This window comes from Janthinobacterium sp. RA13 (assembly GCF_000745325.1).
In the GTDB taxonomy this organism is placed as follows: domain Bacteria; phylum Pseudomonadota; class Gammaproteobacteria; order Burkholderiales; family Burkholderiaceae_D; genus Janthinobacterium; species Janthinobacterium rivuli.
Window position 1 is genome coordinate 883,800 of the sequence record NZ_JQNP01000001.1, and the last position, 19,438, is coordinate 903,237.

The following is a 19,438-nucleotide window of genomic DNA, read 5'->3' on the forward strand; positions in this document are numbered from 1 at the left end:
CGTAAATTTGCCAAACAAAAGACGGCAAATCCACCGGATAACTGTTCTTTAAAAGTGGCAATCCGCGCTATGATTTCTCTTGGCGAAAGTCAACATAGGCAGCCGCAGAGTTTGCTTGAGCGGCATGCTTTCCCCGACATCCAACAATGAGACGACAACCCATGCAATTACGTAGTGCAACCCTCATATTCAGCTTGATGACCGCTTTCGGCGGCAATGCCCTGGCGCAAAGCGCCGCGATGCCATCGTGCCCGGCTGGCGACGGCGCTGCCGTGGCGTATCCGGTCAGCAAAAAAGTCGACCAGCAAGACAGCTATTTCGGCACCACCATCGCCGATCCGTACCGCTGGCTGGAAGACGCCAACAGCGCGGAAACGGGCGAGTGGGTCACGGCGCAAAACAAGCTGACGCAGTCGTATCTGGGCACCATCCCCGAGCGCGCCGCGATCAAGCAGCGCCTGACCAAGCTGTGGAACTATGAGCGTTTCTCTACGCCAACGAAGCAGGGTGGCCGCTACTTCTACAGCCGCAATGACGGTTTGCAGAACCAGGCCGTGCTGTACACGGTGAAAAAACTGACGGACGAGCCGCGTCTGCTGCTGGATCCGAACACCCTGTCGACGGATGGCACGGTGGCGCTGGCCGGCACCTCGATCAGCCCGAACGGCAAGTACCTGGCGTATGCCACGTCCGCCTCCGGTTCCGATTGGAACGAGTGGAAAGTGCGCGATATCGAATCGGGCAAGGATTTGACGGACCATATCAAGTGGGCCAAGTTCTCCGGCGCTTCGTGGACCAAGGACAACACCGGTTTCTTCTACAGCCGCTATGACGCGCCGAACGAAGCCACCAAGCTGGCCGATATCAATTACTTCCAGAAATTGTATTTCCACAAGATCGGCACGCCGCAAAGCGACGACGTGCTGGTCTTCGACCGTCCCGACCAGAAGGAATGGGCGTTCGGCGGCAGCACCGTCAGCGACGACGGCAACTATTTGATCATCACGGCCACGCAGGGCACGGAACGCAAGAACCGCGTCTTCTACAAGGACTTGCGCCAGAAGAACGCCAAGGTCGTCGGCTTGCTGGAAGAATTCGACGCGTCGTACTCGTTCATCGACAATGACGGTCCCGTGTTCTTCTTCAAGACGGACAACAAGGCGCCAAAATCGCGGGTGATCGCCATCGATACGCGCAAACCTGCGCCTGCCGACTGGAAAGAAATCGTGCCGCAAAGCGCGGAAACCCTCGTCGCCGTCAACCTGATCAACAACCAGCTGGTGCTCGACTACCTGAAAGATGCGCAAACGCAAATCAAGATCGTCGACCTGAAAGGCAAGCTGGTGCGCGAAGTGGCCTTGCCGGGCATCGGTTCGGCCGGCGGTTTTGCGGGCAAGCGTGGCGACACGGAAACGTTCTACTCGTTTACCAGCTTCACGACGCCAGCGACCATTTACCGCTACGACATGAAATCGGGCAAGAGCAGCGTGTACCGCCAGCCGAAGGTCGATTTCGACCCGAACGCCTTTGAAACGCGCCAGCAATTCTTCACCAGCCGCGACGGCACGAAGGTGCCGATGTTCATCGTCTCGAAAAAAGGCATGAAGCTGGACGGCACGAACCCGACCTATCTGTACGGCTATGGCGGCTTCAATATTTCGCTCACGCCGAGCTTCTCCGTGGCAAATCTTGCCTGGGTGGAAATGGGCGGCGTCTACGTGATGGCCAACCTGCGCGGCGGCGGAGAATACGGCGAAGCCTGGCATCAGGCTGGCACCAAGCTGAACAAGCAAAACGTGTTCGACGATTTCATCGGCGCGGCGCAGTGGCTGGTTGACAACAAGGTCACCTCGCCATCGAAACTGGCGATCGGCGGCGGCAGCAATGGCGGCCTGCTGGTCGGTGCGGCCATGACGCAGCGTCCCGACCTGTTCGCCGCGGCGATTCCGCAAGTGGGCGTGCTCGACATGTTGCGCTTCCACAAGTTCACCGTGGGCTGGGGCTGGGTGCCTGACTACGGTTCGTCGGACGATGCCGAGCAGTTCAAGGCGCTGGTGAAATACTCGCCGCTGCACAACCTGAAAGCGGGCGGTTGCTATCCAGCCACCATGATCACGACGGCCGACCACGACGACCGCGTCGTGCCTGCCCACAGCTTCAAGTTCGCCGCCGCCGCCCAGGCAGCGCAAGGTGGCGCGGCGCCCGTGCTGATCCGTATCGACAGCAAGGCCGGCCATGGCGCCGGCAAGCCGACGACCAAGCAGATCGAAGAAGTGGCGGACCGCTGGGGCTTCCTCAGCCGTTCGCTGAAGATGACGCCGGTAGTGGCGGAGCCGGCCAAGGTGGCGGCGCAGTAAAACGCGGTAGGTCGGATTAGCGCGGCATCGCCGTGCGTAATCCGACACCACCGGAGCCAACAATGTGTCGGATTACGCGGCGTGCCGCCGCTAATCCGACCTACGTTGCTCTGCGTGCACGATCCTCGCCAATACCCCCTCCCCAAACACCGCCTGAAACGGCAAATCCTTGCGCTGCGCGTAGCCGATATAGCAATCGCACTTGAAGCGCGGGCAGCTGCGTTCTTGCAGCATGTCGGCCAGGTCATCCTCATACAGATTCCCCAGGCGCTCGGGCACGAAATGGCAACGCGCCAGTTCGCCATCGCCATCGACGGACAACGACGCTTCGCCCGCCAGGCAGGGTTTATTGCGTGAAGGCGACGGGCGGCGGTTTTGCGCGAACCACGGGTCGATGGCGTCAAGCCAGGCCAGGTCTTCCCCGCCGTAATAGCCGGGGCCACGCCGGTCATACGCGTTCAGCCATAGGTAGACGTGGGCCGGCAGGGCCGCGCGCAGGGCGCGGATGGCGTCCAGGTGTTCATTGATGGCGACGACGCCGACGGAATAGCGCACACCCATGGCGTCCAGGCGCGCGCAGCGTGCGAGAAAGCGGGCCAGTGTCGTCTGGTCCGGGTGGTAGGTGCACCACAGGCCGATCTTTTCCAGGCCGGGCATGTCATGCAGCCAGTTCAATGGGCCGGACAGATTCGTTTGCAGCGCCACCTGGCGCACATGGGGCAAAGCGGCCAGCGTCTGCATGGCCGTACGGTAGTGGCGCCGCACCAGCGCTTCACCCCAGGGCGTAAACAGGACGCTGATGTCCCGCTTTTGTGCCGCCACCCAGCTGGTAAACCGCGCCACTTCGCGCGCATCGCGGGCCAGGGTGGCGCGGCTGTCGCGCTTCTTGGCGAACGGGCAGTAGCCGCAGGCGTAATTGCAGCTTGCCAAGGTGCCCCGGTACAGCAGGGACAGCGTTTCTTTTGGTGCTGTCAGCACGCCTGGCCGCCTTCGGCCATCAGCGTGCGCACCGTCTCGGAGGCCAGCCACGGGCCGATGGTGTCGGCGTAGCTGTAGCCACGGTCGTTCAGGCGCAGCAGGGGGCCGTTTTCTTCCACCAGTTCCAGCGCGTGCAGTTCGGCCAGCTGCGGCAGATCAAGCTCGCAGCGCGTGCCGAAGCGCGCCGTGTAGGCGTCGCGGTCCAGGCCCGGTTCCGTCAGCAGCGACTGAATCACGTAGCGGCGGCGCTGTTCCGCATCATCGAGCACATAGCCGTGTTCGGCCTGCGCGAAGCGTTCCTCGTCCAGCGCCAGGTAGTTGTCGATGATGCCGATGGTCTCCGTTCTCGCCACCGCGTATTCGCTCGAATAATGCAGGCGCGAAGTGTAAGAGCGGGCGCCCGCGCCCAGGCCCACCATGCCATCGTTCTGGCAGCAGTACGAGGGCCCGTTCTGCTCCGGCGCGTGCGGTGCGCGGAACATGCGCATGGAGACCTGTTCATAGCCCAGGGCGCGCAGATGGTCGCGCGCGGCCGCGTACAGGGCCAGGCGGCTGTCGCCGTCGCGCGCCAGCATGATGGGGTTGAGCGACTGCGCGCCCTGGCGGCGCGCCACCTTGCCGAGACCCGTCTGTTCCCGTACGTACAGCGGATACAGGTAGATTTCCTCGGGCGCAAACGCCAGCGCGCTGTCGATGGACGCGAGCAGGCTGGCCACGGTTTGCCCGGCGATGCCGTAGATCAGGTCCAGGTTCAGGGTGGGGAAGCCGGCCGCGCGTATCAGGCCGATGGCGTGATGGACGGTGGCGTTTTGCTGGGGGCGTGCCAAGGCGCGCATCTCGCCGGCGGCAAAGCTCTGGATGCCCAGGCTGACCCGGTCGATGCCATGCGCGCGGCAGACGGCAAGCCGCTCGGCCGTGATGGTTTCGGGCGAGGCTTCGATGCCGGCCGGCGTGGCTTGCAGGTCGATGCCGAGGATGTCGCGCGCGCCGCACAGCAGGGTGTCCAGCTGCGACGGCGACAGATAGGTGGGCGTGCCGCCGCCCAGCGCGAAGCGGGCAAAGCGCCGTTCGCCCAGCGCGCCATTGAGCGCGCGCATCTGCACCAGCACTTGCTGGACGTAGCGCTCGACCATGTCGGCGCTGGGGCGCGCCATGGCGAACAGGTTGCAAAAGCCGCAGCGCATTTCGCAGAACGGGATGTGGATGTAGGCGAAGAGGGCGGAGCGGTCTTGCCGCGCCCACAGGGGCGCCAGCGGCGCCGCCTGCGGCAAGGCGCGGTAGGCGGCCTTGTGCGGATACGAGTATGAATACGCCTGGTAGGGCGTGTGGCGCATGCGCTGCGCCAGGGTGCCCGGTTGTTCGGATGGGTTCACGGTGGGGACTCCTGGGAAATGGTATCTGGCGTGAGGAAGAAGTGCGCGTACGGCACCTGCCACACGCTGTCATGGGCGATGCGGTGGCCACGGTAGCCGTCTTCGCCATACGCGCTGCCGTGGTCCGAGCAGACGATGGCGAACGTGGGCGCGCGCGCGGCGCAGGCGGCAAACAGGGGCGCCAGCGACGCGTCCACATAGCGCAGGGCCGCCGCATGGCTGTCCAGGTTATCGGCGCGGCAGCCGGGCAGGTAGGCGCGGTTCGGCGTGTGCAGGGCGGCCACGTTGATGAACAAAAAGATGCGTTGATCGTTTTGCGCCAGCAGCTGTGTCGCCAGCGCCACCTGCTTTTGCGTCGAATGGCGGCTGGCCACGCCCATGCCGGCGTTCCAGTGGCTTTCCTGGAACAGCGACGGCAGCACCGTGCCCAGCGCCGTCTGTTTATTGAAGAAGCCCACGCCGCCGATGCAGATGGTGCGGTAGCCGCGCGCGGCCAGCGCGGCGGGCAGGTCCGCTTCCTCGAACGCAAACGTGTGCGGCGAGGTGGTTTCGCTGCCCGCAAAAGCGCTGGCGAACAGGCGCGGATGGCGGCCAGGCGCGGCCGGCGTGGGCAAAAAACCGGCAAAAAAAGCCTGGTGCGCGGCATACGTGAACGTGGCGGGCGAGTGGCGCTTGTCCCAGCCGCCCGGCGGCAGAAAACGTCCCAGCACGGGCAATTCACCCGCCGCATACAAGGCCTGCGCCACGTCGTAGCGCAGGGTGTCGAGCGTGATGAAAACGATGTCGTGGCTGCCGACGATGGCGCGCATGTCGGGGATGGCAGGTGGGTCTTTAAACATGGGGCAGTTGCGTCAGTTGCGCTGCGTAAGTGTCCGCGCCTTGCCACAGCAGGCCTGGCAGCAGGTCGCCGAAGGCGTTCGCCTCCAGCACATGGGCCTGGCCCTGGCGCACCACCAGGTCGTAGCCCGTCACATGACTGTGTGGGAAGGCGCGCGCGGCCTGGGCGCTGGCCGCTTCCAGCGCCGCCAGGTCGGCTGCGTTCAAGAGGCCGGATGCGTCGCCGCGCCGGTTGTCGAGGTGCAGATTCGTCATCATCTGGTGGCCGATGCGCGCCACCCGGTGCGCCGGCTGGCCGGCCAGGGTCACGACGCGCAAGTCGTAGTGGCCGTCGCCGCAGCGCGGCTTGTTCAGCCATGTTTCCGCATACAGTTCCTGGGCGGCCAGCGCGTCGACGAGGGCGGCGATGTCGTGCCGGGTCTCGTAGCGCGCCATGCGCTTGACGTTGAACAGACGCGCCGCGCCGTCCCCATGCTGCAAGGCGGCCGAGGTGGTGGCTTGCTGGCGCCCGGCCTTGTTCCTGCGGTAGGCAACGACACCAGACGCGGAGGAGCCGTAGCGCGGTTTCAGATACACGCGGTCAAGCTGGTGTTCGTGCAGCAGCGACTGCAGATGCGCGTAGCCGTGCACGGGGCCGAGCAGGCTGGGAATGGCGACGCCGTGCGCGGCCAGGTGGCGCTGGCACGCCAGCTTGTCCGTCATGAGACAGATTTCGGCTGGCGCATTGACGACGCGCGCCTGCGGCAGGTCGGCCAGCTGCGCCGCCAGGTAGGCCATGGCGGAGGCAAATCCTGCGAACCACGCATCCATGGCCAGCAGCTCGCCATGTTCCGGTGCATGCACGGGCGCGCGATCAAGCTGTCGACAACCGTCATGCAGCAGCCGCAGGTGCGCCGCCGGGTCGTCGCCAGGCGGCTCGATCTTGAACAGGCAGGGCCGGCGCAAGGCGTCCTCGAGCAGGGTAGGCTGCGCCAGCCAGTCGCGCCATTCCAGCACTTGCGCGGGCGGCAGGCGCAGTTGCGCGCGCGCCGCCTGCATCAGGCGCACGCGCTTGCTGCCGCTGGTGGCCAGCAAAAGCATCAGGTTTTATTCGCCGACGGCGACATAACGATAGCTTTCGCCATCGTCTTCATCGGCTTCCTGCGGGTCGTCCAGCACCACCTCGAAGGGCAGCGCCTTCAGCTTGGCCTGGTTTTCTTCCGAGATGTAATGGTGCGACAGGTCCAGGCGCTTCAACTTGCCCAGCTGCGTGTGATTGAGCACGGCCACGGCGCCCAGGTCGCCGATGGTGCCCAGCGACAGGTCGAGGGTGTCGAGCTGCGCCACCAATGGTTCTTCCGCCAGCCAGACGGCCAGGTCGTCGGCGATTTCCGCGTCGCGCAGGCCCAGGTAGCGCAGGGTTGGCACGGTCAGCTGCGCCAGCACCTTGCGGTACAGGTCGACGTCGCCCGAAAAGCCATAGTCGTCCGTGCCCAGCCACAGCTCCAGGTGTTCCAGCTGCGGCATGCTCGATTGCGCCAGCGCTTCGGCGATCTTTTGATCGATGCCGCCCGCTTCGATGGTGAAGCGGCGCAGGTTCTGGTGCGCGAACGGTTCGATGACGAGTTCATTGCCGCCACGGATGCGCAGTTCTTCCAGCTGCGGGAAAGCGTCCAGCAGCGGCTTGTAGCTGCCTTGCACGATCCACGAGATTTCGCATTCCTCGTACGTCATGTCGCCGATGAACAGGGCGCGCAAGTTCGGCAACTGCGGCGCGTGGCTGGCCAGCGCGGCGATCACCTCGTCGGCGCCCGCTTCGTACGGGTCGCCCCACATGCCGATGATCAGCGCTTCAAGCGCATTCTTGTCGGTTTTTTCCAGGAAGCCGGCGATCAGATCCGGCATCTTGCGCTTGTCGTCATACTCGAGCGAGAGGCGGTAGACGATATCCTGCCCGGATTGCAGCGCAATATCAGGATCGTACTCGACGACTTTTTTCTTGTGGAAGAGGGTGGTGCTTTCGGAAATCGTCATTGCTAAGGCTCCATGAAAGACAGTGAAAATCTTGTCTAATCCAAAATCTTAGCATGGGCGAAAGAGCTTATTGCACACTGCTGAAAAGCAACTATCTATGGATGACCACCAATAATGCCTTGCCTTCCGTCTTGCCCAGGTTGCGTATCGTATGTGGCTGGTCGGCCGGATAGCGCGCCGTGCCGCCATTCTTGACCTTTTTCTTCGCCGTTCCCACTTCCAGTTCCAGGTTGCCGTGAATCACCGTCAAATGTTCGGTGGTGCCCGGGTCGTGCGGCTGCGAGGCCAGTTCGCCGCCCGGCGCCAGGGTCACTTCATACCATTCGTATTTGCCCGCCAGCTCCATCGGCCCCAGGATGCGCAGCACGTAGCCCGCGTGGTCGCCGGGCAGGGTGGGGGTTTCGTGGGCATCCGTGATGCGGATGGTTTCCACGGCTTTTTCCGCGCTCGACAGCAATTCGCCGATCTGCACGCCCAGGGCGTTGGCCAGGCGCCACGTGATGGCGATGGTGGGATTGGCTTTTTCGCGCTCGATTTGCGACAGCATGGACTTCGAAACGCCGGCGATGCGCGACAAATCCTCCAGTGTCAGGCCGCGCGCCAGGCGCAGCCGTTGCAGGGTGGCGCCCACTTCGGGCGGAGAATTGGTCGAAACGCTGGTTTTCATCGGCAGGTGGCTTGCAAAGTTCAAAAGGCTTGGGTAATATCCACTATATTGAATTTCAGTTCGAAATAGTGGATTTTGAGGAAAAACACGGAAACGTGTAGACTTCAAACAGCGCTTCACGGTACAGCATTGTGCGCGCACCGGTCAAGCGGCCGCTTTTCCCTATGGCGGCTGAGGTCACACGGATACCACAAACGCAGGGACACACAAGGATCATCATGAGCGAGCAAGCGAAGAACACCTTTTTCAGCGGTCTGCAACAGAATCTCGATCAACTGCGCCAGCAGGGCTTGTACAAGCCCGAGCGCGTGATCGCCTCGCGCCAGGGCGCCGAAGTGGTGTGCGACGATGGCCGTACCCTGATCAATATGTGTGCGAACAACTACCTGGGCCTGTCCGGCGACCTGCAGACGCAGGAAGCATCCATTGCCGCCACGCAAAAGTATGGCTATGGCCTGTCGTCCGTGCGTTTCATCTGCGGCACGCAAACCGTGCATAAAGAACTGGAACAGGCTATTTCCGCGTTCCTGGGTACCGAAGACACGATTTTGTACGCGGCCGCCTTTGACGCCAACGGCGGCGTATTCGAGCCCCTGTTCGATGAAAACGACGCCATCATCTCGGACGCGCTGAACCACGCTTCCATTATCGACGGCATCCGTTTGTGCAAGGCTGGCCGCTACCGCTACGCCCACAACGACATGGCCGACCTGGAAGTGCAGCTGAAAGCGGCCATTGCCGCCGGCAAGCGCCATAAGGTCATCGTCACGGACGGCGTGTTCTCGATGGACGGCACGATTGCGCAACTCGACAAGATCTGCGACCTGGCCGACCAATACGGCGCGCTGGTGATGATCGACGAATGCCACGCGTCCGGCTTCATGGGCGCGACGGGCCGCGGCACGCACGAACACCACAATGTGATGGGCCGCATCGACATCATCACGGGCACACTGGGCAAGGCCCTGGGCGGCGCCATGGGCGGTTTTACCTCGGCGCGCAAGGAAGTCATCGACACCCTGCGCCAGAAATCGCGCCCGTATCTGTTCTCGAATACCCTGGCGCCATCGATCGCCGGCGCCTCGCTGTCGGTACTGGAACGGCTGGCCAAGTCGACGGAACTGCGCGACCGCCTGCATGAGAACACGGCTTTCTTCCGCAGCGAGATCGAACGCATTGGCTTTACCATCAAGCCGGGCACCCATCCGGTGGTTCCCGTGATGCTGTTCGACGCTCCCGTGGCGCAGAAATTCGCCGCCCGCCTGTATGAACTGGGCGTGCTGGTGACGGGCTTCTTCTACCCGGTCGTGCCGATGGGCCAGGCCCGTGTCCGCGTGCAGCTGTCCGCCGCCCACACCCGCGAACAGCTGGTGCAGGTGCTGGCCGCCTTCGAGCAGGCTGGCAAGGAACTCGGTTTGCTGACCACCACTACCACTACTAATTAATACGAATTCAGGAAAATAGCATGGAACGCATCTTAGTCATAGGCGCAAACGGCCAAATCGGTAGTGAACTGGTGGGCGCGCTGGCGCAGCAGCACGGCGCGGACAACGTCATCGCCAGCGACATCGGCACGAACAACCTGTACCAGGCCAAGCGCTACGCGCAATTGAATGTGCTGGACAAGGACGGCCTGGCGAAGATCATCGCCGATGAATGCATCACTCAGGTGTACCAGCTGGCGGCCATGCTGTCGGCCACGGGCGAGGCGGCGCCGCTGAAGGCGTGGAGCCTGAACATGGATGGCTTGCTCAATATCCTGGAACTGGCGCGCGAGCGCGGCGAAGCGGGCAAACCTCTGCGCATCTTCTGGCCATCGTCGATCGCCGCCTTCGGCCCGAATACGCCGCAAGTAAACACGCCGCAAATGACGGTGATGGACCCGACCTCGATGTACGGCATCAGCAAGCTGGCCGGCGAGCGCCTGTGCGAGTATTACTTCAACAAGTATGGCGTGGACGTGCGCAGCATCCGCTACCCGGGCATCATCAGCTACAAATCGCCTCCGGGCGGCGGCACCACCGATTACGCCATCGCCATCTTCCACGCGGCCTTGCGCGGCGAGCGCTATGATTGCTTCCTCGACGCGAACACCACCTTGCCGATGATTTACATGCCCGACGCCATCCGCGCCACCATCGAACTGATGGACGCGCCAGCGGCATCGATCAAGATCCGTTCGTCGTACAACGTGGCCGGCGTGTCGTTCAACCCCGAGCAGCTGGCCAAGGCCATCGTGCGCATGGTGCCGGACTTCAAGATCAGCTACAAGCCGGACAGCCGCCAGGCCATCGCCGACAGCTGGCCGCAAAGCCTGGACGACAGCAAGGCCAGCGCCGACTGGGGCTGGAAGGCGCAGATCGGCGTCGAGCAGATGGTCACCGACATGCTGGCCAATGTCGATGTGGGCCATGCCGCCAAGGCAGCCTGAGTTTTGCAGCAGTACTAAAAAAACATACTAAATAAAGAGACACTACATGGACATGAGCGTATTTGACCTTTTTAAAATCGGCATCGGGCCGTCGAGTTCCCATACTGTGGGGCCGATGGTGGCGGCGCGGCGTTTTCTGGTCGAATACGGTCCGCTGGACCAGGTGGTGGGCGTCGAGGCGGCCTTGTATGGCTCGCTGGCGCTGACGGGCGTGGGCCATGCGACGGACAAGGCCGTGATTCTTGGCCTGATGGGCGAAACGCCGCAGGACGTGGCGCCCGATGAAGTTGACAGCAAGCTGGCCGCCATTGAGGCGGCCGGCGAGATCGCCTTGCTGGGCACGCATGTGGTGCCATTCACGGCCGCCACGGGCCTGATCTGGCACAAGAGCGAATCCCTGCCCGAACATCCGAACGGCATGCGCTTTACCCTGAAACTGGCGGACGGCAGCCGTGCCGACAAGGTGTATTACTCGATCGGCGGCGGTTTTATCCGCGAGGCCGAGGAAGTTCAAACTGCGGCGCAGGCCGAAGTGGCCGTGGAGTCGGCGGCAAGCGCCCGCGTCGTCTTCCCCTTCGACACGATGGAGCAGTTGCTGGCGCATGGCGTGGAAAGCGGTTTGTCGATCCCGGAAATGCTGCGCGCGAACGAGTGCGTCAAGCGCAGCGAAACGGAACTCAATGAAGGCCTGGACCGCATCTGGCACGTCATGCGCGACTGTATCGCGCACGGACTGGAAACGACGGGCAACCTGCCGGGCGGCTTGAACGTCAAACGCCGCGCCGCGAAATTGTGGCGATTGGCGCAGGAGGCGAAGGCGTCCGACAACCGCGCCAACGACTTGCCGCACGACGCCGTGCACCTGGTCAGCCTGTATGCGATGGCCGTCAACGAGGAAAACGCGGCCGGCGGGCGCGTCGTCACGGCGCCGACCAACGGCGCCGCCGGCATCATCCCGGCCGTGCTGCGCTACTACGCGCAGGATTGCCGCCCCAGCGACCCGGTGGGCGGCGTGCGCCGTTTCATGCTGACGGCGGCCGCCATCGGCATGCTATGCAAACGCAATGCCTCGATCTCGGGCGCCGAAGTGGGTTGCCAGGGCGAAGTGGGCGTGGCCTGCGCCATGGCGGCGGCCGGCTTGGTGGCGGCCCTGGGCGGCACGAATGAACAGATCGAAAACGCGGCTGAAATCGGCATCGAGCACCACCTGGGCATGACGTGCGACCCGATCGGCGGCCTGGTGCAGATCCCGTGCATCGAGCGCAATGGCATGGGCGCCGTGAAAGCGATTACGGCCGCCTCGCTGGCGCTGAAGGGCGACGGCACGCATTTCGTCAGCCTCGACGAAGTCATCGAAACCATGCGCCAGACGGGCGCGGACATGCAGGACAAGTACAAGGAAACGTCGCTGGGTGGGCTGGCAGTCCACGTTATTACGGTCAATCACGCGGCTTGCTGATGGCGGTATTGTCGGCTTACGCCCTGCGGGCTAAGCCGACCTACAACTGCAGCGGATCCGGTATGGCGTAGGTCGGCTTAGCGCAACGCGCGTAAGCCGACAACACCATCCAATAACTCACTCCTCCTCAAACAACTGCTCCAGCCTTCGTGGATAGTTATTCAAAAAATCGCGCGTCACGGCGAAGTGTTCCGTGTCTTCATACGCCACTTCGTGGATGCCGCCGCCTGTAAACATCAAAATCTTTGCGTTCGGGTAGGCCAGTAAAATCGGCGAGTGGGTGGCGATGATCAGCTGCGAGTCGTCCTGCACCAGCTGGTGGATGACGGACAATGCCGCCATCTGGCGGCTCGGTGACAGGGCCGCCTCCGGCTCGTCCAGCAGGTACAGGCCCTTGCCACGCAGCTTGTTGATCAGGGTCGCCATGAACGCTTCGCCGTGCGATTGCGCGTGCAGCGACTTGCCGCCATAGCTGGCCAGGTATTCGGGCATGTCGTCCATATAGGTGGCGACGTTGAAAAAGCTTTCGGCGCGCAGGAAATAGCTGTCCTCGGGCTTCTTGTAGCTCTTGCTCAGGCGCAGATGCGCGTGCAAGCCCGATTCCTCGTCCGAGGGCAGGGCGATGCGTACGTTGCGCGTGCCGCCATCCTTGCCGAAACCCAGCGCTACGGCCAGCGCTTCGAGCATGGTCGACTTGCCGCTGCCATTCTCGCCCACGAAAAACGTCACGTCGCGGTGGAAGTCCATGTGCACGAAGTCGCGGATGGCGGGAATGGTGAACGGATAGTGCTCCAGGTCGACGACGGCGTCGGGGCGCAGCGCGGCGCTTTGCAAATACGGTTTTTTACTCAGCGACATGGCCGATTCCATGAATGACCCGCAGGCGGGACGACAAGCACCAGTGTGGCGCAAATCCGGCGCACGCGCCAGCACGGGCGCCGGATTTTTTGACTTAAGGCTCGCGCATGCAATCGCCGAAGTACTCGTGGAAGAAGGCGGTAGGGCGATTTTTCTTGTCGAGCAGGCCGAAATGACGGCCGACCTGGCGTCCGACAGTCATCAGGGTGTTGGCTGCACTTTTCGTTCCGGCATAGCCTTTTTGCAGCAGCCAGGCGGTGCGCACCGGAACCGACATATCCGCCGTACGTCCGGCCAGCAAAGCGTCGACCAGGCAGATTCGCTCGCGCTCGGCGCCTTCCGCATATGGTTCCGTGCTCTCCACTGCCGCATACAGTCCTTCTTTTCCACCCTTGACTATGGTGTCCAGCCGTTCTTCACTGCTGTCAAACATATCGAATTCGCTTTCGGAATATGGGAAACAGTAGGCATTGGCTGTCTTCTCTGCTGCACCCTGAGTTCTGGCGTACCACTTGGCGAAGGTGGCAAGATCATCTTTTTCGTGTCTCTGCCGGAATTGTGCGTACACAGGAAGGACGTTCTTGAATGAGCAGCCAGTCGGCACCCAGCCGCTTTGTGGCACGTCGTCTTTTGCAACTCTTTCTTTTGCCATAGTGGCTTCCGCAGTCGCCTCTCCAAAACACCGCAAGTCATACCCCAGCATGAACAAACACGCCTCGAAGGCATGGCAGCGGGCGGCCATGTCGGCGCTGCCCGCCTTGAACCAGTCGCACTGTTCCAGCACGGCGCGCAGGATCCAGCCCAGCTTGACTTGCCATTGCGCCCAGTCCTGGCACGATACGGCCTTGCCGAAGAATTGCGGGGCGCCGGCAAAGCCGCCGTCGATTCCCTTGGGATTGCGGATTTGCTTGCCGCGCGCGGCGCCCGAGGGGAATGCCAGCCAGTGTTTCTTTGCCCGTTTGCTGCCTGCCTGGCTGCGGTACTGCGCATACAGCATGGCCATGGCCGCGCCGACGCGGCTGTCGTAGATGGGCGAGCCGCTGTCGTCAAACAGGGCGTGGATCTTGGTCAGGCCCGCGTCGAAGCGCTCCACGGTATCCGTATCGAGGGCGTCCAGCGAGGCGTCCGAGTCGAGCGCCATCAAGGGCGCCAGGCGCGTGAAGTAGGCGACCAGGCGGCCTTGCGCGTGCAGGCGCTTGAGGAAGACGATGGCACCGCGCACGCCGCCCCATGCGAGGATGGCCAGGCAGGCGGCCAGCGTCTGGTCTTCATCGCGCCGCGCGATGGCGTCCTTCAGCCAGCCGCGCAGCTGGCCCAGCGAAGCGCGCGTCTCATGCCAGTTGCCAGAGACGACCGCCTTGCCTTGCGCATCGGTCCAGCGCGTGCTCCACACATAGTGGCCCAGCACCGCTTCCAGGCCCGTCGCCTGCACGTCCAGGCCGCCCGGCACGAAGCGGCTGCGCGCCATCTTCAGGTGAAAGGACCTGGCTGGCAGTTCGGTCGCCAGCCAGTCGATAAAACCGCGTACATCGTCCTGCTTGAGAAAATCGTCTCGTTTCATGTGGCTTGGCTGTGGCATGGTCGTCGTGGGCTGGCTGGGGCGCCCGCGTAGTCAGGAAAGCGGCCATGATACAGTTGCCATGCGACAAGGTGTGTCGTTTGACAACAGACGCTGCCCGCGCGGGGCTGGCGTCGCCCGGGCAAACGCGACGGATTCGCCTTGGGCGGCGGCTGGCACTATAATATCCGCTGCCATTCATGATCAACCGCACTCAGCTCAACTGGACTCTTCAAATTTATGCATTACGTGTCTACCCGCGCTGATAAAGCGCCATCGAATCTGCAGCAATTCTCCGACATCCTCCTGGGCGGCCTGGCCCCCGATGGCGGACTGTATCTCCCAGAACACTACCCGCAAGTCACTGGTGCCGAGCTCAACGCCTGGCGCACATTGTCGTATGCCGACCTGGCATTCGAAATCCTGAAGAAGTTCGCCACCGATATCCCGGCCGCGGACCTGAAGGCACTGACGGCGAAAACCTATACCAAGGCAGTCTACAAGAACGCCCGCGCCGGCGAAAACGCGGCCGACATCACGCCGCTGCGCGTGCTCGAAGAAAACGTCGTCAAGGGCGGATCGACCACCCTGATGCTGCAGGCGCTGTCGAACGGCCCGACCCTGGCCTTCAAGGACATGGCCATGCAGCTGCTGGGCAATCTGTTTGAATACACCCTGGCCAAGACGGGCGCCGAACTCAATATCTTTGGCGCCACCTCGGGCGACACGGGCAGCGCGGCCGAATACGCGATGCGCGGCAAGAAGGGCATCCGCGTCTTCATGCTGTCGCCGCACAAGAAAATGAGCGCCTTCCAGACGGCGCAGATGTTCAGCCTGCAAGACCCGAACATTGTCAACATCGCCGTCGAAGGCGTGTTCGACGACTGCCAGGATATGGTGAAAGCCGTGTCGAACGACTTGCCGTTCAAGGCGAAACAGAAGATCGGCACCGTCAATTCCATCAACTGGGCGCGTGTCGTGGCGCAAGTCGTGTACTACTTCCGCGGCTACCTGGCCGCCACCACCAGCAACGAGCAAAAAGTGTCGTTCACGGTGCCGTCGGGCAACTTCGGCAATATCTGCGCCGGCCATATCGCCCGCATGATGGGCCTGCCCATCTCGAAACTGGTGGCGGCGACGAATGAAAACGACGTGCTCGACGAATTCTTCCGCACGGGCGTCTACCGCGTGCGCAAGTCGGCCGAAACGTATCACACGAGCAGCCCGTCGATGGATATCTCGAAAGCGTCGAACTTCGAGCGCTTCGTCTACGACCTGGTAGGCCGCGACAGCGACCGCGTGCGCGCCCTGTTCACGAAAGTGGAAACGCATGGCGGCTTCGACTTGTCCGGTAAACCTGGCAGCGACGGCGACGAATTCAAGCTGGTGGCCAAATACGGCTTCAAGTCGGGCAAGTCCACGCACCAGGACCGCCTCGACACCATCCGCGACGTGGCCGACGACTATGGCATCACCATCGACACGCACACGGCCGACGGCATCAAGGTGGCGCGCGAGCACCTGGAGCCGAACGTGCCGATGATCGTGCTGGAAACGGCGCTGGCGGCCAAGTTCAACGAAACCATCCTCGAAGCGCTGGGCGTGGACGCGGAACGGCCAAAGGGCTTCGAGAACATCGAAGACTTGCCGCAAAAGTTCGTCGTGATGGATGCGGACGTGGAAAAAATGAAGGCGTATATCGCCGCCAATACGGGCTTGTGATGACAGACGCCAGCACTGTACGCAAACCGATGCTGTCGGTGGCCGAGGCGCAAGCCTTCATGCTGGGCGCGGCGCGCCCGGTGGCCGAGGTGGAGCTGGTCGACACCATGCGCGCCAACGGCCGCGTGCTGGCCACGGCGCAAACGTCGACCCTGAACGTGCCCGAGCGCGACAACACGCAGATGGATGGCTATGCCGTGCGCGCGCAGGATTGCGCCAGCGGCGCGGCCAGCTTGCCCGTGTCGCAGCGCATCGCGGCCGGCCACGTGGGCCAGCCCTTGCAGCCGGGGACGGCGGCGCGCATCTTCACGGGTGCGCTGATCCCGGACGGCGCCGATTGCGTCGTCATGCAGGAGCAGTGCACGGTGGCGGATGGCGTGGTGACGGTCAATCACGTGCCGCACGCGGGCGAATGGGTGCGGCGCCAGGGCGAGGATATCCGCGCCGGCGGTGAAATCCTTGGCGCGGGCCGGCGCCTGCGCAGCCAGGAAATGGGCCTGGCCGCCTCGGTTGGCCTGGCGCAAGTGCCCGTGCTGCGCAAGCTGCGCGTGGCCGTGTTTTTCACGGGCGACGAACTGGCCATGCCGGGTGAACCCTTGGCGCCGGGCGCCGTCTACAACTCGAACCGCTTTACCTTGCGCGGCTTGCTGGAAAACCTGGGTTGCGAGATCACGGACCTGGGCATCGTGCCCGACAGCCTGGAAGCGACGCGCGCCGTGCTGCGCCAGGCGGCCCAGGGCAATGATCTGATCATCACCTCGGGCGGCGTGTCCGTGGGCGAGGAAGACCACATCAAGCCGGCCGTGGAAGCGGAAGGGCGCCTGAACATGTGGCAGATCGCCGTCAAGCCGGGTAAACCCCTGGCGTTTGGCGAGGTACAGGACGCGTTCTTTGTCGGCTTGCCCGGCAATCCCGTCTCCAGCTTCGTCACGTTTTTGCTGTTCGTGCGCCCGTTCATCCTGCGCCTGCAGGGCGTGGCGGGCAGCCTGGCGCCGCGCAGCTACAAGCTGCCGGCCGCGTTCGAGCGCCTGAAGGCGGACAAGCGCAACGAGTTCTTGCGCGCCAAGGTCAATGACGAGGGCGAGCTGGAACTGTTCGCCAACCAGAGTTCGGGCGTGCTGACCTCCACCGTGTGGGGCGATGGCTTGATCGATTGTCCGCCGGGGCTGTCGATTGCGCGCGGCGACATGCTGCGTTTTATCCCGTTTAACGAATTGCTGTACTGAGGAAGTATCGATGAAGATCAATCTGCGATTTTTTGCCAGCGTGCGCGAGCTGGTGGGCACTGGCCAGGAAGTGCTGGAAGTGGACGCGGGCGCCGCGTCACGGCTGACGGTGGGCGAGGTGAGAACCTTGCTGATCGCCCGCGGCGGCAACTGGGAATATGCGCTGGCGCAGGGCCGCGCCCTGCGCATGGCCCACAATCAGGTGATGTGCGATGCCGATACCGTGATCGGCGAAGGCGACGAGGTGGCGTTCTTCCCGCCCGTGACGGGCGGTTGATCGCGCTTGCCAGTGAGACGGCCACTTCATCGAAGTGGCCGTTTTTTCATGACGATTTGGCTTTTGGTTTATCACCGCTGCACGTGGCGCAGGCGACGGCTTTCTTGTAGCGCCAGTATTTCGAGCCGATGAAGATGGCCGACGCCACCAGCGACCAGGCCAGCGCGCTGAGGATGTCGGCCTGGCTGGTGGTGCCCTTGCTGTACTCGACCACCGTCAGGATGATGAATAAGATCGAACTGGCCAGCAAATAGCGGGAAATCCAGAATCCTGCGCCCATGTGTTTCTCCTCTTGTCGTCTCGTTGTCTCGTGAAGTCCAGCCGCTGATCGCTGCGGCATCTGCGCGCAGTATGCATCATTTTTCGGCATTCTTGCCATCCCCGCGCCTTATCTCGACTAAAATGCCGGGGTTTTCACCGTCTTTCCAGCTTGCCATGACCCATTCCAGCCTTCCTCCCTTTCACATCGCCGTCATCGGCGGCGGCCCTGCCGGCCTGATGGCCGCCCAGGAAGCGTCCAGCCAGGGCGCCAGGGTGGAACTGTTCGACGCCATGCCGTCCGTCGGCCGCAAATTCCTGCTGGCGGGGCGCGGCGGCATGAATATCACCCATGCGGAAGACTACTGTTCCTTCATCTCGCGCTACGGCAGGCCGGCACGCTGGATCAAGCCGGCGCTGGACCAGTTCGGCCCGCAAAAAGTGCGCGACTGGGTACACGGCCTGGGCGTGGATACCTTCGTCGGTTCCTCGAACCGTGTCTTCCCGACGGATATGAAAGCGGCGCCGCTGCTGCGCGCCTGGCTGCACCGCCTGCGCGAAGCGGGCGTGCAATTTCACATGCGCCACCGCTGGACGGGCTGGCGCGACGGCCAGCTGGTATTCGCCACGCCGGACGGCGAACGCCTGCGCGCCTTCGACGCCGTGATCCTGGCGCTCGGTGGCGGCAGCTGGGCGCGACTCGGTTCCGATGGCGCCTGGGTGCCGCTGCTGCAAGAGCAGGGCGTGGCCGTGACGCCTTTGGTGCCGGCCAATTGCGGCTTCGACGTGGACTGGAGCGAGCATTTCAGCAGCCGTCATGCGGGCGAACCGCTGACCACGGTGGCCATCTCGGCGCGCAACATCCATGACTGCATGATCAAGCGCCAGGGCCAGTTCGTCATCACGGCGGGCGGCGTGGAAGGCAGCCTGATTTATGCCTTATCGGCCGCGCTGCGCGAGCAGATCGCCGCCGAGGGCAGCACTACCATCTGGCTCGACCTGGCGCCCGACCACACGCATGAACGCGTGTTCGAAGAAGTGACGCGCCCGCGCGGTTCCCGTTCCATGTCCAGCCACCTGAATAGCCGTTTGGGCATCAAGGGTGTGAAATCGGGCTTGCTGCGCGAATGCCTGAGTGCGGCCGACTTTGCCGATGAAGCCAAACTGGCGGACGCCATCAAGCTGCTGCCCGTCACGCTCGTGCGTCCGCGCCCCATCGATGAAGCCATCAGCAGCGCCGGCGGCGTGGAATTCGACGGCATCGACGGCAGCATGCTGCGCGCCATGCCGGGCGTGTTCCTGGCGGGGGAAATGCTGGACTGGGAGGCGCCGACGGGCGGCTACCTGCTGACGGCCTGCCTGGCGCAAGGCAAGGCGGCTGGCGAGCAGGCGGTCAGCTGGCTTGAGGCGCGGTCCGCCTGATC

17 protein-coding genes are annotated in these 19,438 nt (G+C 63.3%); 8 read left to right on the forward strand and 9 right to left on the reverse strand.

Annotated features, from left to right (window positions below; translation table 11 throughout):
- Positions 1-197 precede the first annotated feature (197 nt).
- Positions 198-2,357, forward strand: a complete 2,160-nt coding sequence (locus FG13_RS03740; protein ID WP_235211657.1) for a prolyl oligopeptidase family serine peptidase — start codon at positions 198-200, stop codon at positions 2,355-2,357.
- Positions 2,358-2,447: 90 nt separating this feature from the next.
- Here FG13_RS03740 and FG13_RS03745 read toward each other — a convergent pair whose 3' ends face one another.
- The 6 genes from FG13_RS03745 to FG13_RS03770 form a co-directional block, all read right to left on the reverse strand.
- On the reverse strand, positions 2,448-3,335 hold the full coding sequence (locus FG13_RS03745; protein WP_081922405.1) for an STM4011 family radical SAM protein: 888 nt from the start codon (positions 3,333-3,335) through the stop codon (positions 2,448-2,450).
- Positions 3,329-4,708: an STM4012 family radical SAM protein gene (locus tag FG13_RS03750; RefSeq protein ID WP_200880249.1), complete on the reverse strand. Its 1,380-nt coding sequence runs from the start codon at positions 4,706-4,708 to the stop codon at positions 3,329-3,331. Before FG13_RS03750 ends, FG13_RS03745 begins: the two co-directional genes overlap by 7 nt.
- On the reverse strand, positions 4,705-5,547 hold the full coding sequence (locus FG13_RS03755) for an STM4013/SEN3800 family hydrolase (RefSeq protein ID WP_035818505.1): 843 nt from the start codon (positions 5,545-5,547) through the stop codon (positions 4,705-4,707). Before FG13_RS03755 ends, FG13_RS03750 begins: the two co-directional genes overlap by 4 nt.
- Positions 5,540-6,625, reverse strand: a complete 1,086-nt coding sequence (locus FG13_RS03760) for an STM4014 family protein (RefSeq protein WP_035818507.1) — start codon at positions 6,623-6,625, stop codon at positions 5,540-5,542. The genes FG13_RS03755 and FG13_RS03760 overlap by 8 nt, the downstream gene beginning before the upstream one ends.
- 6 nt (positions 6,626-6,631) lie before the next feature.
- Positions 6,632-7,558 (reverse strand): STM4015 family protein, encoded by a 927-nt coding sequence (locus FG13_RS03765; RefSeq protein WP_035818509.1) that lies wholly within the window; start codon positions 7,556-7,558, stop codon positions 6,632-6,634.
- A 91-nt stretch (positions 7,559-7,649) separates the two neighbouring features.
- Positions 7,650-8,225 carry a helix-turn-helix domain-containing protein gene (locus FG13_RS03770; RefSeq protein WP_034751403.1) on the reverse strand — a complete coding sequence of 192 codons (576 nt, stop codon included), beginning with the start codon at positions 8,223-8,225 and terminating at the stop codon, positions 7,650-7,652.
- A gap of 218 nt (positions 8,226-8,443) precedes the next feature.
- Here FG13_RS03770 and kbl point away from each other — a divergent pair, with 218 nt between their 5' ends.
- Genes kbl through FG13_RS03785 form a run of 3 tightly spaced genes read left to right on the forward strand, consistent with a single transcriptional unit; the run spans position 8,444 to position 12,115 of the window.
- On the forward strand, positions 8,444-9,670 hold the full coding sequence (kbl, locus tag FG13_RS03775; RefSeq protein ID WP_035818512.1) for a glycine C-acetyltransferase: 1,227 nt from the start codon (positions 8,444-8,446) through the stop codon (positions 9,668-9,670).
- 20 nt (positions 9,671-9,690) lie between these two features.
- Complete coding sequence (locus tag FG13_RS03780; protein ID WP_035818515.1) at positions 9,691-10,656, forward strand: NAD-dependent epimerase/dehydratase family protein; 966 nt, start codon at positions 9,691-9,693, stop codon at positions 10,654-10,656.
- Positions 10,657-10,702: 46 nt separating this feature from the next.
- A complete protein-coding gene (locus tag FG13_RS03785; RefSeq protein WP_035818517.1) occupies positions 10,703-12,115 on the forward strand; it encodes an L-serine ammonia-lyase in 1,413 nt (470 codons plus the stop codon).
- Positions 12,116-12,232: 117 nt separating this feature from the next.
- Here FG13_RS03785 and FG13_RS03790 read toward each other — a convergent pair whose 3' ends face one another.
- Together FG13_RS03790 and FG13_RS03795 are read right to left on the reverse strand one after the other, a co-directional pair.
- Positions 12,233-12,973 carry an AAA family ATPase gene (locus FG13_RS03790; protein WP_035818518.1) on the reverse strand — a complete coding sequence of 247 codons (741 nt, stop codon included), beginning with the start codon at positions 12,971-12,973 and terminating at the stop codon, positions 12,233-12,235.
- A gap of 94 nt (positions 12,974-13,067) precedes the next feature.
- The gene (locus tag FG13_RS03795; protein WP_035818519.1) at positions 13,068-14,534 is read right to left on the reverse strand and encodes a hypothetical protein; all 1,467 of its coding nucleotides are present in this window, start codon (positions 14,532-14,534) and stop codon (positions 13,068-13,070) included.
- A 237-nt stretch (positions 14,535-14,771) separates the two neighbouring features.
- Here FG13_RS03795 and thrC point away from each other — a divergent pair, with 237 nt between their 5' ends.
- Genes thrC through moaD form a run of 3 tightly spaced genes read left to right on the forward strand, consistent with a single transcriptional unit; the run spans position 14,772 to position 17,756 of the window.
- A complete protein-coding gene (gene thrC, locus FG13_RS03800; RefSeq protein WP_035818520.1) occupies positions 14,772-16,253 on the forward strand; it encodes a threonine synthase in 1,482 nt (493 codons plus the stop codon).
- Positions 16,253-17,479, forward strand: coding sequence for a molybdopterin molybdotransferase MoeA (locus FG13_RS03805; RefSeq protein WP_035818521.1), 1,227 nt, complete (start codon positions 16,253-16,255; stop codon positions 17,477-17,479). The genes thrC and FG13_RS03805 overlap by 1 nt, the downstream gene beginning before the upstream one ends.
- Before the next feature lie 10 nt (positions 17,480-17,489).
- Entirely contained in the window at positions 17,490-17,756 is a 267-nt protein-coding gene (gene moaD, locus FG13_RS03810) for a molybdopterin converting factor subunit 1 (RefSeq protein WP_035818523.1), read from the forward strand.
- 46 nt (positions 17,757-17,802) lie between these two features.
- Here moaD and FG13_RS03815 read toward each other — a convergent pair whose 3' ends face one another.
- The gene (locus tag FG13_RS03815; RefSeq protein WP_035818526.1) at positions 17,803-18,036 is read right to left on the reverse strand and encodes a hypothetical protein; all 234 of its coding nucleotides are present in this window, start codon (positions 18,034-18,036) and stop codon (positions 17,803-17,805) included.
- 155 nt (positions 18,037-18,191) lie between these two features.
- Between FG13_RS03815 and FG13_RS03820 the strand changes: the two genes are divergently transcribed.
- Positions 18,192-19,436, forward strand: coding sequence for a TIGR03862 family flavoprotein (locus tag FG13_RS03820; RefSeq protein ID WP_035818528.1), 1,245 nt, complete (start codon positions 18,192-18,194; stop codon positions 19,434-19,436).
- Positions 19,437-19,438: the final 2 nt, after the last annotated feature.